This window comes from Pontibacter fetidus, assembly GCF_010119545.1.
Lineage (GTDB): Bacteria > Bacteroidota > Bacteroidia > Cytophagales > Hymenobacteraceae > Pontibacter > Pontibacter fetidus.
In genome coordinates, this window is record NZ_JAAEAA010000006.1 from 105,864 (window position 1) to 119,978 (window position 14,115).

Here is a 14,115-nt window from a genome sequence, read left to right on the forward strand (position 1 = left end):
AGCTATAGCCATAAAAACTCCCTCTCCTGTTTTTAGGAGAGGGCTGGGGTGAGGTAAAACTATGTAAAAGAAACTATAGCTTACTCAACCATCTCTCTACTTGCGGCACATCTATAGTATAATTCTCTCGCATATCACCTACACTACCAACTATAGCCGAGTATTCGAAACCAAGGCCTTTGCATAACAGGAAATAATGTGTCTTGATGAGATTGGAGGGATGAAATTCAAGGACTTTGCAGTTCTCAGAAAATAGAAGGTTTGTAAGTCCGGCACCGTGCGGGGCAACTATAGTTTCAGTGGTATAAAACAACTGTACTTGCTCCTGGTAACTTAACTCCTCAGCCCTTACAATTTCAAAATTATGCTTTGCTAAAATAGGCAGTAACTCCTGCTCATTCAGCACACGGCGGGTCTTGGCATTTGCCCTACTGATGTAAATGCGCTTCTTTAATGTTGTGGGCTGAACTCCGTAACCTTTCCATAGTTTATTCCGCAACCAGGCTCCAACCTCTTTTGGCAAGTATCCGCTTTGGGTATTGGCCATAAACGATGGAAGTATAAATTCTTCTAGCTGCCACTTTTCATGCTTGCCAATGTATACAACTGTAGCCTGAGGGTACTCCTGAAGTATAAATTGCAACGTCTGTAGCATGTAAGCCGGCAGGTCGCGGCGCATGATTACCTGCACGGGTTCCTTAACCTCCTGAAGTACGAAGTATAAACGTGGAAGGCAATCGAAGAACCAATGATAATTATTGTTTGTGGCCCAGGGTAAATGGAGCACCGAAGTATAAAGTCCTTGTTTGTAGCTTGGCAACAGCAAGGCAGGGGTTTTATAGGCCGAAGACTTTGCCAGGCGGCTTACATCAAACACCGACTCAACTATAACTTTGCCGTCCTGAACTATAGCACCGGAATTACCTAAGATTAAAGCCTCACGCAACTTAACCAGATACTGCTCTTTCTGCCGGTAGCCCAGGCTATAATCTAAACTATAGTTAAAGCTGGCAGCTGCCTGCTCCAGAAATGTCTTTTCCTGATCGTTGAAGTATAAAACCTGTGTGGGTGCTGTTACTTTTTTAGAAGCATGGTGCAGCACCGACGTGTAACGGAAATAATAACCAGCGGCATGTAACAACCCGAAGAAAGCCTTCTTAAGCATAAACGTTATAGTATGGCCTGAAAGGTACAAATTATAGTTTATAGTTAAGAACAGACGTTATCGCCTTTTAGCAATTACAGCAAGAGACCTGCACTATACGCTACTTACAATTTAACCATTTCGCAATTCAACAATCCACAATTAAATATTTAACTTGCAGCAAAATGTTGGCTATAGTTTGCCTCATCTATAAAGTTTAAAACACAGCATGGCATTAGACCTTAATCATAAGTCTATACTGGTAACGGGCGGCACGGGCTCGTTCGGAAAGAAATTTGTAGAAATGGTGTACGCCCGTTTCCCGGACGTAAAGCGCCTTGTCATCTACTCGCGCGACGAGCTGAAGCAATTCGAAATGTCGCAGACGTTCCCACACAGCAAGTATAAATCTATCCGGTATTTTATTGGCGATGTGCGTGATGGTGAACGCTTTAAGCGTGCCTGCGAAGGCATCGACATCATCATCCATGCTGCTGCCATGAAACAGGTGCCGGCTGCCGAATACAACCCTATGGAGTGCATCAAAACGAATGTGTTGGGTGCCGAAAACATCATTAATGCAGCCCTGGATAGCGGTGTAAAAGATGTGGTTGCGCTTTCTACGGACAAAGCGGCAGCCCCTATAAATCTGTATGGTGCAACAAAACTTTGCTCTGATAAACTTTTTGTCGCAGCCAATAACATGAAAGGCAAGCGCGACATCAAATTCTCGGTGGTGCGTTATGGCAACGTAATCGGCTCGCGCGGCTCGGTGGTGCCTTTCTTCCTGAAAAAGCGCGAAGATGGTGTTTTACCTATCACCCACCCGGAAATGACACGCTTTAATATTTCGCTGGAAGAAGGCGTGGAAATGGTTTTCCATGCCCTGGAAACACACTGGGGTGGCGAGATATTCGTTCCAAAAATCCCATCTTACGTGATCACAGAGCTAGCCAAAGCGATTGGACCAGATTGTGAGCAGCAGGTTGTAGGCATCCGTCCGGGTGAGAAACTGCACGAGGAAATGATCACCGAAACCGACTCGCTTAACACCGTGGAGCTGGATAAATATTACGTTATACTTCCGTCTACCCCAACCTGGACAACCGAAGATTTTCTGAAAGCTTTTGATGGCAAAATGGTGCCACTGGGCTTTAAGTATAACTCCGGCACCAACGACGAATGGCTGGATGCAGAGCAACTTCGCGACCAGATTCGCTTGCACGTAGATCCAGATTTTAATGTGTAATGAATAATGATGAATCACTGATAATTTACTCATCATCAATTATTATAAATTACAGATTGCGGATTACTCATTATTCATTACACATTATTCATTAGAAATATGAAGCCAATTCCTTACGGTAGGCAGCACATCACCCAGGAAGATATTGATGCGGTAGTAGAAACGCTGCAATCTGATTATCTGACACAGGGGCCGAAAGTGGCTGAGTTTGAACAGGCTTTTGCCAACTATGTAGGTGCTAAATATGCTGTGGCTGTAAGCAACGGAACGGCTGCGCTACATTTATGCGCGATGGCTTTGGGTGTAAATGAGGAATCGCGGGTAATAACAACGCCTATCACATTTGTGGCTTCGGCTAACTGTGTCCGCTATTGTGGCGGTACAGTTGAGTTCGCAGACATTGACCCAACTACGGCCCTGCTGGATATTGCTAAAGTACGCGCTATATTGGAGAGCAAACCCAAAGGCTACTATACCGGCATTATACCTGTGGATTTTGCCGGCAACCCGGTAAACCTGGAGGAGTTCAGGAAGCTGGCCGATGAGTTTGGGCTTTGGATAATAGAAGATGCCTGCCACGCACCGGGCGGTTATTTTACTGATAGCAAGGGCGAAAAACAGCTTTGTGGTAACGGTAAATTTGCCGACATGGCTATCTTCTCTTTCCACCCGGTAAAACACATTGCTACCGGCGAAGGTGGTATGATTACTACCAACGACGAAGCACTTTACCAGAAACTTCTGCTTTACCGTACCCACGGCATTACCCGCGACCCACAATTGCTGCAAGAAAACCACGGTGGCTGGTATATGGAAATGCAGGAACTGGGCTACAACTATAGAATGCCGGACATGCTTTGCGCCCTTGGTGTTACCCAACTGCAGCGTGCCGAAGCCGGCCTTGCCCGTCGTAAAGGTATTGCCAAAGTGTACGACGAAGCTTTTGCAACTATAGACGGTATTGAGGTATTGGGCACATCTGCGGAAGCCTTATCTGAAAATGGAGACACAGGCCATGCCTACCATTTGTATGTTATTAAAGTAGCCGACCGTAAAGGATTATACAACTTCCTGCGCCAGCACAACATTTTTGCCCAGGTGCATTACATTCCGGCGCATACCATGCCGTATTACCGTGGCCTAGGCTTTAAAAAAGGCGATTACCCGGAGTCGGAAAACTACTATGCTGCTTGCCTTAGCCTGCCCATGTACCCAAGCCTGACAGCTGAAGAACAGGAATTTGTGATCGGGAAAGTGAAGGAATTTGTGGGATGAAAAGTATAGCCATCATTCCGGCAAGGGGCGGCAGCAAACGTATCCCGCGCAAAAACATCAGCAATTTTTTAGGCAAACCGATTATTGCTTATTCTATTGAGTTAGCGCTAAAATCAGGTTTGTTTGCTGAGGTGATGGTGTCGACGGATGATGAAGAAATTGCAACTATAGCACGCCAGTATGGTGCAAAGGTGCCGTTTATGCGAAGCGAGGCTACCGCTGATGACTTTGCCACGACGGCTGCCGTACTGGAAGAAGTGCTGAATAACTATAAAACCGAAGGTGAAACGTTTGACTTTGGTTGCTGCATTTACCCTACTGCTCCGTTGCTGAAGATCTCAACCATAACCGAGGGCTTTAAATTACTGACAACGAATCAGTTTGACACGGTTTTTCCGGTACAAAAATATAGTTACCCTATCTGGAGAAGTCTGAAGCTGCAAGACGGCAAAGCAAAACTTAACTGGCCTGAAAACCTGAATAGTAGATCTCAGGATCTGCCGTCTGCCTTTCACGATGCGGGGCAATTTTACTGGTTCAGAGTCGATAAATTTATGTCGCAAAAGGCCTTGTTTACAGAAAATTCGGGGGCGGTTACGTTAGAAGAACTGGAAGTGCAGGACATTGATAACCTGACCGACTGGAAACTGGCTGAGCTAAAGTATAAACTGATCCATAACCTTGCATAAAACTGCATCTAACAGGCGTCGCATTATTTTCAGGGCTGATGGCAACAGCCGCATTGGTTTAGGCCATGTGGTGCGGTCGCTGGCACTGGCGGCTATGCTGCGCGACGATTTTGAATGCGTGTTTGCCATTCAGGAACCAGAGGAAGCCCTGAAAGAGCAGATACTCGAAACCTGCCACGGCATCATCTCTTTACCCGTTTGTGCACCATCTGAAGACAGATTTACCTACGAACTGACAGCATATATTTATGAAGAAGAAATTATAGTGCTGGATGGCTATAACTTTAAGACCGCTTACCAGCAAAGTATAAAATCAAGAAATGCCCAGCTGATTTGTATTGATGATATTCATGCCTACCCGTTTGTGGCGGATGTAGTCCTGAACCAGGCTGGTGGCGTAGCGGCTGCCAACTATAGCGCAGCGCCTTACACCAAACTTTTGCTTGGGCCAGGTTATGCTTTGTTGCGCCAGCCGTTTTTAAATGCCTCCAGACAAAAAAGAACGCTACCCGAAGGCGAACAGCAGGTGCTCCTGAACATGGGCGGTGCCGACCCGGAAAACTATACTTTAAAACTGGCCCGCGAAGTGGCGGCATCAAATAACAAAGCACCTATCGCAATTGTGGTTGGCAGTGCCTATAAACACCTTCCTGAACTGCAGAATTGGCTACAAACATACCCCAACTATAGTTTACACCAAAACCTGAATGCCGAACAAATGTGCCAGCTGATGCTGCAATGCACTATGGCCATTACATCGGCAAGTGGGGTGGCTTATGAGTACGCAGCCGTGGGCGGTGCGCTATTTATACTTCAGACCGCAGATAACCAGTCTGGCATTTATCATTTCCTGACGTCAAATGCCATTGCAAAAGCCTATAGTCCTGAGGCAGAAACTATAGTTACCACCCAAAGTTTTGCAGAACAGGTAGCCAAACAAAGGCAGTTTTTTGATGGACAAAGCGACGCACGTTTACGGGATGTATTTCGGCAGTTAGATCTCAGCGCTGGCCTTGTTTTAAGAAACGCAACGATAGATGACCTGCAACTAATTTTTGATTGGAACAACGATCCGGAAGTTCGCCAGCGGTCTTTTAACCCGGAACCTATACTTTTAGAGAATCATACGCGCTGGTTTAAGTCTAAACTTGACGATGCCGGTTGTAAAATTTATATTGCAGAAGTAGCCGGTAAACCTGCCGCCCAGATCCGGTTCGATCTTAAAAACGAAACAGCGACTATAAGCTACCTCATCAGCAGGGATTTTAGGGGAAAAGGGCTGGGACATACGGTATTGCTGAAAGGCATAACGAAGCTACAATCCGAAGTAGCTGGCATAAAATTAATTGAAGGGCTGGTGCAGCAAGACAATCCGGCATCTGTTAGAGCATTTGAGAAGGCTGGTTTTGCCTATGGCGAGGCTGCTATAAATTATCCGGGAGCGTTCCGTTTTGTGCTGCAACCCACCAGTAAAGTATAGCTTAAAATTATCATGATCAACGATATAACTATTGCCGGCCGCTTGGTTGGCCCGGGCCATAAGCCCTTTATCATCGCCGAAATGTCGGGCAACCATAACCAGTCGCTGGAGCGGGCACTGGCTATAGTGGATGCCGCTGCAGCAGCTGGCGCCGATGCTATTAAACTGCAAACTTACACCGCTGATACCATGACCCTGCCCGGGGCTTTTACAATAGAGGATGAAAACTCGTTATGGAAAGGCCGCGAACTATACGACTTATACAAGGAAGCATACACCCCCTGGGAATGGCACCAGCCCATTTTTGAGCGCGCCAAAACACACGGTATGATTGCTTTTTCGTCGCCGTTTGATGAAACTGCCGTTGATTTTCTGGAAGAGTTGGGTGCGCCAGTTTACAAGATTGCCTCTTTTGAGAACACCGACCACCCGTTGCTGCGTAAAGTAGCCGCTACGGGTAAACCAGTTATTATGAGTACCGGTGCTGCCACCGTGCAGGAAGTAGCCGAAGGTGTACAGGTATTACGTGAGGCTGGTTGTAAAGAACTTATATTGTTGAAATGTACCAGCACCTACCCTTCTACCCCCGAAAATACAAACCTGCTGACTATACCGCACATGCGCGAACTATATAACGTGCAGGTTGGCTTATCGGACCATACGATGGGGGTTGGGGCAGCCGTGGCGGCCGTGGCCTTAGGTGCTACGGTTATCGAAAAACACTTTACCTTGTGCCGGGCTGATGGTGGTGTGGATTCTGCTTTCTCTCTGGAGCCGGAAGAACTTAAAATGCTGGTTGTAGAATCGGAAAGGGCCTGGCTGGCGATGGGGCATGTGCAGTATGGCGTGCAGAAAGCCGAAGAAAAAAGCCGACTATTCAAACGCTCGGTGTATGCTGCCAAAGACATTAAAGCCGGCGAACCTTTTACCAAAGAAAATATCCGTGTTATTCGTCCGGGTCTTGGCTTAGCTCCCAAACATTATGAGGAATTGTTAGGCAAGCCCGCAGCTACAAACATAAAAGCCGGCACGCCTCTTACCTGGGACATGGTATAGTCCATGATGAAATGGTTCACCCTCTATAGTAATATCCTGCACCTGCACTTTTCAGAAGGGTTTTATCAGCTCCCGGAAAGTGCGAAGAATGCCGTATCTCCTACCAGACCGTTTACCCGTTTCCTGAAAGTGATGGGCTATAGTTTGGTGCGGCTGGTTGGCAATCTTTTTAAGGATGTAGAAAATGGGGAGAAGCTGCAGGGCAAGGTATGGCTGTATGTAGTTAGTCAGAACAATGTTGATAGCCTTGCGTTTTTAAATGCCGGGTTGCCGAATGCGGTACTGGTAGCGGGCCAAAGCAAGGAACTGGGCAAGTATCATAAAACAGTGCAGCGTATTTCGTTACGCCGTAAGCTGTTGTACTACTATAAATTTCTGCCACTGATCTTTACTTTTCTGAAGTATAAAAAAGACAGTACCTTGCGGTTTTATGACCTGTTGTATGATGCTATCGGGTTTTATGAAGTGTACCTGCAAAAGCTGCGCAAGTATAAACCTACGGCCATCGTGTTTGCGAACGATCACAATGCCGATGCCCGTGCCATGTTGCTGGCTGCTAAAACAATAGGCATAAAAACCGCCTACATTCAGCATGCCAGCATCACTCCTATTTTTCCGGCTTTGCAATTCGACCTTAATTTGCTGGAAGGACAGGACTCGCTGGATAAGTATAAACTATGCGGGCCTGTGCAGGGTCGTGTGAAGTTGGTGGGCATGCCCAAAGCCGATGCGTATATGCCTTTCCGAAACACGAACACCGAAATTAAAACGATAGGTATTGGGTGCAACCTGATGGACAACCTTACAGAGATCGGAAAACTGCTACATCAACTTACAACAAACTTTCCAACTCTAAAATTTATACTTCGCCCCCACCCCCGCGACACACGCAACTTTAAAACTATAGCCGCTATAAGTCCGGTTATCACTATTTCAGACGGGAAGAAAGAAGCTACCTTTGATTACCTGCAGCAGTTGGATGTGCAGATAAGCGGAAATTCCGGCATACACCTCGAGGCTGTACTGCTAAATGTGTGGTCTATATTCTACAACATGAATACTGAAGAAAATTTGCAGGACTATTATGGCTATATTAAACATGGCCTGGTTGATGCTTGCATGGATTACGCTGGCCTACAACAGCTTCTGAAACAACACCTGCAGCAAAAGCCTGTAGTATACCTGCGTGCCAGTTACTATAACGCTACCATAGGCACTACCTCTGACGGTAAAAGCAGCGAACTGGCATTAAAATACATCTCTGAATTTATTGGTAGTAATCAACAGGTAAACGCTTAGGCTGCTGGTGTGCAACAATTCTTTAAAAACTTTACCTTTGCTACCTGATTTTAGCCAATGAGTAGACAATTACAGCGCGAAGGTATCTGGAACACTATTATCTCGTATGCCGGCATCGCAATCGGGTACGTAAACGTGCTTTACCTTTTCCCGAACATTCTGGATGAAGAGCAAGTTGGCCTGACGCGCCTTTTGCTAACTATAGCTGAGATGTTTGCGCAGTTTGCAGCCCTGGGTTTTGTGAACATGAGCGTGCGGTATTTCCCCTACTTCCGCAACAAAGAAAAACAACACCATGGCTTCCTGTTCATGCTGCTTTCAGTACCGATGCTGGGTTTCGGGCTTATTACCGTATTGTTTCTCCTCTTTCAGCCGGTTATTTCAGATTATTACCGCGAAAATTCATCGCTTATACTTGAGTATTACTATTACATTATTCCGCTGGCATTTTTTACCCTGCTATTTAACCTGTTCACAGCCTACCTGCGGTCGCTTTTTAAAACCATCGTTTCGTCGTTTGTAAAAGATTTCCTGTCGCGGGTGCTGATTATGGCCCTGCTGATAGCTTACACGTTCGGGTGGATGGATTTCAGAATGTTTGTGATACTTTATGTTGCTGCCAACTCCGCGATTGCGCTGTTCCTGATCGGTTATACCTTGTGGCTGAAACAGTTTTACATTAAACCGGCCATTTCTGAAGCCATAAGTATAGTTCCGTTCCGGGAAATGCTTTTTTTCGGCCTGTTCACGTTTATGGGTAATATTTCGGTTACCATCATCAAGTCTGTAGACCAGGTTATGATCAGTTCTGTTAGCCTGGCAGATAACGGCATTTATACGACTTCGTTCCAGATAACCAGTGCAATTGTAACGCCGGCGCTGGCTATTTTTAAAATTGCTTTTCCGCAGGTAGCCGAGTTCTGGAAAGACAAGAATATGCCCGGCCTGGCAAAATTTTACAAGCAGATAACGCTCATAAACCTGATCATCGGGCTACTGTTATTTGTGGGTATCTGGGCAAATTTAGATAACCTGTATGCCTTCATGCCCAAATCGTATAGTGCCGGGGTGTATGTATTCCTGTTTTTAGCATTGGCAAGGCTGGTAGATCTGGCTACAGGTATAAACGGAATTATACTGGCTACTTCAGATAAATACCGCTGGGACCTGCTGTTTAACATTGTTCTGGCCGCCCTCACCATCTGGACAAACTCTATTTTTATTCCGCTTTATGGCATGAATGGCGCTGCCTTTGCCACCATGTTGTCGTTGGTGTTTATCAACTTATTGCGGATGTTCTTTGTGTGGTGGGCCTACAAAATGCAGCCTTTTGCCTGGAGCTCGCTGGGCATAACTATAATTGCGTTAATAGCCTTGGGTGCCTCTTACCTGGTGCCTTACATGGGCAATGTGTACCTGGATATGGTGGTGCGCTCGACAATTATAACTATAGTTTACGCAGCACTGGCGCTCGGCTTTAAAGTTTACCCGGAGATGAATGTGTGGGCAAGGAAAATCATAAAAACCTATACAGGCATATAAGCACAGCAAAACCGCCAACTATAAAGTATAGCCAGCATTAAAACCCAGTAAAACTATAGTTTAATAATTGGCGGTAGTAAACGCGAAACTTTCTTTGTTCGAGTCAAGCATCTTACCGCTTTCGCACTTCAATACACGTTTTGGGTAACGGTTAATGATTTCGTAGTTGTGCGTGGCCATCAGCACGGCAGTTCCGCTGTTACTGATCTCCATAAAAAGCTGCATGATGCCATCTGCCACAATCGGGTCGAGGTTACCGGTTGGCTCATCGGCGATAAGAATAACCGGCTCGTTCAGCAATGCTCTGGCAACAACTATACGCTGCTGTTCGCCCCCAGATAATTGGTGCGGCATTTTATTAGCAGCAGCATCCAGGCCAACACGCATCAGCACCTCCGAAATACGCTGTTTAATTTTGCTTTTATCTTTCCAGCCGATAGCACGCAGCACAAAGCTTAGGTTCTCGGCAACTGTGCGATCAAATAGCAACTGGAAATCCTGGAAAATAATACCGATGCGGCGTCGTAGGAAAGGTACTTTTGAGCGAGCTAATTTACTGAGTGTAAAATCAGAAACAGATGCAGATCCTGTTAAAAGTGGCAGGTCGGCATATAAGGTTTTAAGTAACGAGCTTTTTCCGCTGCCCGTGCGCCCAACCAGGTACACAAACTCCCCTTTCTCAATATCGAAACTAACGCCGCTCAGTATGGTATTGCTGTCCTGGTAAACAGCTACATCGCGAAGGGATACTACGGGTGAAGAAGAAAAACTCATTTTACGTTACGCTACTTAAATCTCTAATTTCTGCAGTTTACCAAATTCCAACGACTCTATCAAAGCGGCCAGCGCATCTTCCTTCCCCTCCAGGCCATAGCGGTCCAGGTTTTTGAGTGGCCGGTCGGCACGGAAATACGCGATCAGCACAAAATTGCTGTCTCGCAGCTGTATATAATCCGGAATTTTAGCCTTGCCTTTAACTTTGATGATGTACATGTGTCGGAATGAGTAATTAATAATGATTAATGAATAATAAAGCCGGTAAGCTCCATTACTCATTAATCATTACTCATTAATAATTATTTATTTCCTTTCGCGTGGTCAGCTAAAAATTTGGCCAGGCCGATGTCAGTCAGTGGGTGGTTCAGTAGGCTTGTGATCACGTTTAGCGGGCAGGTAACAACGTCAGCACCAATTTCGGCACATTGTACCAGGTGCATTACGTGGCGCACCGAAGCAGCCAATACTTGTGTCTGGTAACCATAGTTGCTGTAAATCTGCACGATCTGCTCGATCAGCTGCATACCATCTGTAGAAACGTCATCTAAACGGCCTACAAACGGAGAAACATACGTTGCGCCAGCCTTAGCAGCAAGTATAGCCTGACCAGCAGAGAATACCAGCGTACAATTTGTTTTAATGCCTTTTTCACTGAAATAGCGGATCGCCTTAACACCATCACGGATCATCGGCACTTTCACCACGATGTTCGGGTGCAGTTCAGCCAGGAAATCGCCTTCTTTAATGATGTTTTCATAATCAGTGGCAATCACTTCCGCGCTGATGTCGCCATCTACAATTTCGCAAATTTTCTTGTAATGGGCCATTACGTTATCATGACCGAAGATGCCTTCTTTTGCCATTAACGATGGGTTGGTTGTAACACCGTCAAGCACGCCAAGATCGTGTGCTTCCTGAATTTCCTGCAGGTTTGCAGTATCGATAAAGAATTTCATATGAGATGGGATGATTATAGTTGCAAAGCTAAACTATAAATCCTGAAACCGGAAGGAAAGCGGATAATTTTGAGCTTTACGGCGGTTGCCGTTGGGGTATGGGCAAAAAAAAGTGGCAAACCAACATCGCGCCGCTACGACCGCCTACCCTTGCTACCTTCCGGTCCTGGGGGATTTGGCAGGAGCTGGCCGTGCCGATTTGCCGTTACAAAAGTAGCAAAATTCTTATTCAATGCAAACTTTAGATATATAAAATCTGATTAATTTCCGGTTTATAGTGTAAATAGCAGGGTTTCAGGAAGTATAATTTTGTTCTTTGTCATTTCGAACAACGTGAGAAATCTGTTTTAAACTATAGCCTGGTAATGTCATCCTGAGCGCAGTCGAAGGGTCTTATTTGTCCTTTAGCAAACTATAGTTGACGTTCCTTTCAACTTAAGCCAAGCTATACTTCCAAAGAACTTTCAATCCTGGTAGCTCTACTTGCCTATAGTTCTATAGTTACTTTGGCTCGCTCCTAGCCCGCGGGGGCTCGTCTTTGGGCATCGCGCTGCTGCCTTCTTGCTATCCTCGTGCCTCGGATTGCCTGCGGCACCGCAACAAGTCAAAGGCGCTCAACCCAAAGACTGCGATCATATTCGATAGCTATAGTCTTAACTATAGTTTTTTTGTTTGCACTTAGTTAAAGCAGATCAGTTTTCTCGTGGTTGTAGTTCCGTAGGGACAGGTCGCGACCTGTCCTTTTCTATTTCAGTAACTATATAACTATTCATGCAACTATAGCAAAGGTAAAACTGTCCCCTTGAGGGGACTACAGGAGTGTGGAGGCCGCAACTATAGAACTATAATGTTAACTATAGCAAAGCCGGCCCCCTCCTGTTTTTAGGAGAGGGCTTAGATGAGGTGAAACACTAACTTTAAAACTATGACAGATAAAGTAAACTCCTTCCCATGTTTCAAGAAAAAGCGTAGTAAGGGGTTATATTAACACATATCTTTAAAAGTATTGGCAATTACTATAAAAGCGCTTTACCTTTGCGCATGCCAGAAAAAATTCTCATCCTCGACTTTGGCTCCCAATATACCCAGCTTATAGCAAGACGGGTTCGCGAGCTTAATGTATACTGTGAGATTTACCCCTACAACAATGTTCCTGCCCTCACAGCAGATGTAAAAGGTGTCATACTTTCAGGTAGCCCCTGCTCCGTGCGGGATGCCGAACACCCAACAATCAACTTAGATCAATACCTTGGTAAGCTGCCCGTACTTGGTGTATGCTATGGGGCACAACTGATCGCGCACGAAAGCAAAGGCGAAGTTACTCCATCAACTATCCGCGAATATGGCCGTGCCAGGCTTTCGGAGCTGCACAATGCCAACCGATTGATGAAAGAACTCACACCGGGTTCTGTAGTATGGATGTCGCATGGGGATACGATAAAAGAGGTTCCGGATAACTTTGAGATCATTGCCAGTACCGAAACGGTTCGAGTTGCAGCTTATAAGCTGCGCGACCAGGAAACTTACGGCATACAGTTCCATCCGGAAGTAACACACTCCGACGAAGGCAAAACCTTACTTAGAAACTTTGTAGTACACATCTGCGAGTGCCAGCAAGACTGGACTTCAGACCAGTTTGTAGACGCAACTGTAGCGGATCTGAAACAGCAACTGGACAATGATAAAGTAGTGCTTGGCTTATCTGGCGGTGTAGACTCCAGCGTGGCGGCCATGCTGATACACCATGCTATCGGTAAAAACCTGTTCTGCATATTTGTAGACAACGGCCTGCTGCGTAAAGATGAGTTTGAGAACGTGCTGGACTCGTACAAGCACATGGGCCTGAACGTGAAAGGCGTTGATGCAAAAGCAAAATTCTACGAAGCGCTGGCTGGACTAACCGATCCGGAGGCAAAGCGCAAAGCCATTGGCCGCGTGTTTATCGAAGTGTTTGATGAAGAGGCGCATAAGATTGAAGACGTGAAGTGGCTGGCACAGGGTACTATTTACCCGGATGTGATCGAATCGCTGAGCGTAAAAGGCCCTTCGGCAACTATAAAATCGCACCACAACGTAGGTGGCCTGCCCGACTTTATGAAACTAAAAGTGGTAGAGCCGCTGAAGACTTTATTTAAAGACGAGGTTCGCCTGGTAGGTAAAACACTACACATCGATGACGCAATCCTTGGCCGTCATCCGTTCCCGGGTCCTGGTCTGGCCATCCGTATTATGGGCGATATCACTCCGGAAAAAGTAAACGTACTGCAACAGGTAGATCATATCTTTATCAGCAACCTGAAGAAATCGGGCTTGTATGATGATGTGTGGCAGGCAGGTGCAATACTTACGCCGCTGCAATCGGTGGGTGTGATGGGCGACGAACGTACTTACGAAAACGTGGTAGCGTTGCGTGCTGTTTCAAGTATAGATGGCATGACCGCCGATTGGAGCCGTTTACCGTATGAGTTCCTGGCGGATGTGTCAAATGAGATCATTAACAAAGTAAAGGGCGTAAACCGCGTCGTTTACGACATCAGCTCTAAGCCACCTGCAACTATAGAGTGGGAATAAGTTTAATTGTTTGATGGTTAAATTGCTAAGAATCTAACACGTAACAATTTAACCGTCAAACAATATAACCATCAGCA

General features: G+C 45.9%; 12 protein-coding genes and 1 other RNA gene. 8 read left to right on the forward strand and 5 right to left on the reverse strand.

Annotation, left to right across the window (positions count from 1 at the left end; genetic code table 11):
• Positions 1-73: 73 nt before the first annotated feature.
• Positions 74-1,165: a glycosyltransferase family 61 protein gene (locus tag GWO68_RS06265; protein ID WP_162345569.1), complete on the reverse strand. Its 1,092-nt coding sequence runs from the start codon at positions 1,163-1,165 to the stop codon at positions 74-76.
• Positions 1,166-1,373: 208 nt separating this feature from the next.
• Here GWO68_RS06265 and pseB point away from each other — a divergent pair, with 208 nt between their 5' ends.
• The 7 genes from pseB (at position 1,374) to GWO68_RS06300 (ending at position 9,734) form a co-directional block, all read left to right on the forward strand.
• A complete protein-coding gene (gene pseB / locus GWO68_RS06270) occupies positions 1,374-2,393 on the forward strand; it encodes a UDP-N-acetylglucosamine 4,6-dehydratase (inverting) (protein WP_162345570.1) in 1,020 nt (339 codons plus the stop codon).
• 99 nt (positions 2,394-2,492) lie between these two features.
• The gene (gene pseC / locus GWO68_RS06275; RefSeq protein ID WP_162345571.1) at positions 2,493-3,668 is read left to right on the forward strand and encodes a UDP-4-amino-4,6-dideoxy-N-acetyl-beta-L-altrosamine transaminase; all 1,176 of its coding nucleotides are present in this window, start codon (positions 2,493-2,495) and stop codon (positions 3,666-3,668) included.
• Positions 3,665-4,357, forward strand: coding sequence for a pseudaminic acid cytidylyltransferase (pseF, locus tag GWO68_RS06280; protein ID WP_162345572.1), 693 nt, complete (start codon positions 3,665-3,667; stop codon positions 4,355-4,357). Before pseC ends, pseF begins: the two co-directional genes overlap by 4 nt.
• The gene (pseG, locus tag GWO68_RS06285; protein ID WP_235941967.1) at positions 4,350-5,837 is read left to right on the forward strand and encodes a UDP-2,4-diacetamido-2,4,6-trideoxy-beta-L-altropyranose hydrolase; all 1,488 of its coding nucleotides are present in this window, start codon (positions 4,350-4,352) and stop codon (positions 5,835-5,837) included. Before pseF ends, pseG begins: the two co-directional genes overlap by 8 nt.
• Positions 5,838-5,849: 12 nt before the next feature.
• On the forward strand, positions 5,850-6,893 hold the full coding sequence (pseI, locus tag GWO68_RS06290) for a pseudaminic acid synthase (RefSeq protein ID WP_162345573.1): 1,044 nt from the start codon (positions 5,850-5,852) through the stop codon (positions 6,891-6,893).
• Positions 6,894-6,896: 3 nt separating this feature from the next.
• Entirely contained in the window at positions 6,897-8,192 is a 1,296-nt protein-coding gene (locus GWO68_RS06295; RefSeq protein ID WP_162345574.1) for a glycosyltransferase family protein, read from the forward strand.
• 57 nt (positions 8,193-8,249) lie between these two features.
• Entirely contained in the window at positions 8,250-9,734 is a 1,485-nt protein-coding gene (locus GWO68_RS06300; protein ID WP_162345575.1) for an oligosaccharide flippase family protein, read from the forward strand.
• A 60-nt stretch (positions 9,735-9,794) separates the two neighbouring features.
• Here GWO68_RS06300 and GWO68_RS06305 read toward each other — a convergent pair whose 3' ends face one another.
• The 4 genes from GWO68_RS06305 to ffs form a co-directional block, all read right to left on the reverse strand.
• A complete protein-coding gene (locus tag GWO68_RS06305) occupies positions 9,795-10,508 on the reverse strand; it encodes a cell division ATP-binding protein FtsE (protein WP_162345576.1) in 714 nt (237 codons plus the stop codon).
• A gap of 15 nt (positions 10,509-10,523) precedes the next feature.
• The gene (locus tag GWO68_RS06310; protein ID WP_162345577.1) at positions 10,524-10,727 is read right to left on the reverse strand and encodes a fructose-6-phosphate aldolase; all 204 of its coding nucleotides are present in this window, start codon (positions 10,725-10,727) and stop codon (positions 10,524-10,526) included.
• Between the two features lie 83 nt (positions 10,728-10,810).
• On the reverse strand, positions 10,811-11,467 hold the full coding sequence (gene fsa / locus GWO68_RS06315) for a fructose-6-phosphate aldolase (RefSeq protein ID WP_162345578.1): 657 nt from the start codon (positions 11,465-11,467) through the stop codon (positions 10,811-10,813).
• A 109-nt stretch (positions 11,468-11,576) separates the two neighbouring features.
• Positions 11,577-11,673, reverse strand: an RNA gene (ffs, locus tag GWO68_RS06320) — signal recognition particle sRNA small type.
• Positions 11,674-12,508: 835 nt separating this feature from the next.
• Between ffs and guaA the strand changes: the two genes are divergently transcribed.
• Positions 12,509-14,038: a glutamine-hydrolyzing GMP synthase gene (guaA, locus tag GWO68_RS06325; RefSeq protein WP_162345579.1), complete on the forward strand. Its 1,530-nt coding sequence runs from the start codon at positions 12,509-12,511 to the stop codon at positions 14,036-14,038.
• Positions 14,039-14,115 lie beyond the last annotated feature (77 nt).

What these genes read in the sequence shown, in the direction of transcription:
- pseB (WP_162345570.1), top strand. Translation starts at nt 1,374, where the DNA reads ATGGCATTAGACCTTAATCATAAGTCTATACTGGTAACGGGCGGCACG.
- GWO68_RS06300 (WP_162345575.1), top strand. Translation starts at nt 8,250, where the DNA reads ATGAGTAGACAATTACAGCGCGAAGGTATCTGGAACACTATTATCTCG.
- GWO68_RS06310 (WP_162345577.1), bottom strand. Translation starts at nt 10,727, where the DNA reads ATGTACATCATCAAAGTTAAAGGCAAGGCTAAAATTCCGGATTATATA.
- GWO68_RS06265 (WP_162345569.1), bottom strand. Translation starts at nt 1,165, where the DNA reads ATGCTTAAGAAGGCTTTCTTCGGGTTGTTACATGCCGCTGGTTATTAT.
- pseI (WP_162345573.1), top strand. Translation starts at nt 5,850, where the DNA reads ATGATCAACGATATAACTATTGCCGGCCGCTTGGTTGGCCCGGGCCAT.
- guaA (WP_162345579.1), top strand. Translation starts at nt 12,509, where the DNA reads ATGCCAGAAAAAATTCTCATCCTCGACTTTGGCTCCCAATATACCCAG.
- pseF (WP_162345572.1), top strand. Translation starts at nt 3,665, where the DNA reads ATGAAAAGTATAGCCATCATTCCGGCAAGGGGCGGCAGCAAACGTATC.
- GWO68_RS06305 (WP_162345576.1), bottom strand. Translation starts at nt 10,508, where the DNA reads ATGAGTTTTTCTTCTTCACCCGTAGTATCCCTTCGCGATGTAGCTGTT.
- pseC (WP_162345571.1), top strand. Translation starts at nt 2,493, where the DNA reads ATGAAGCCAATTCCTTACGGTAGGCAGCACATCACCCAGGAAGATATT.
- fsa (WP_162345578.1), bottom strand. Translation starts at nt 11,467, where the DNA reads ATGAAATTCTTTATCGATACTGCAAACCTGCAGGAAATTCAGGAAGCA.
- GWO68_RS06295 (WP_162345574.1), top strand. Translation starts at nt 6,897, where the DNA reads ATGATGAAATGGTTCACCCTCTATAGTAATATCCTGCACCTGCACTTT.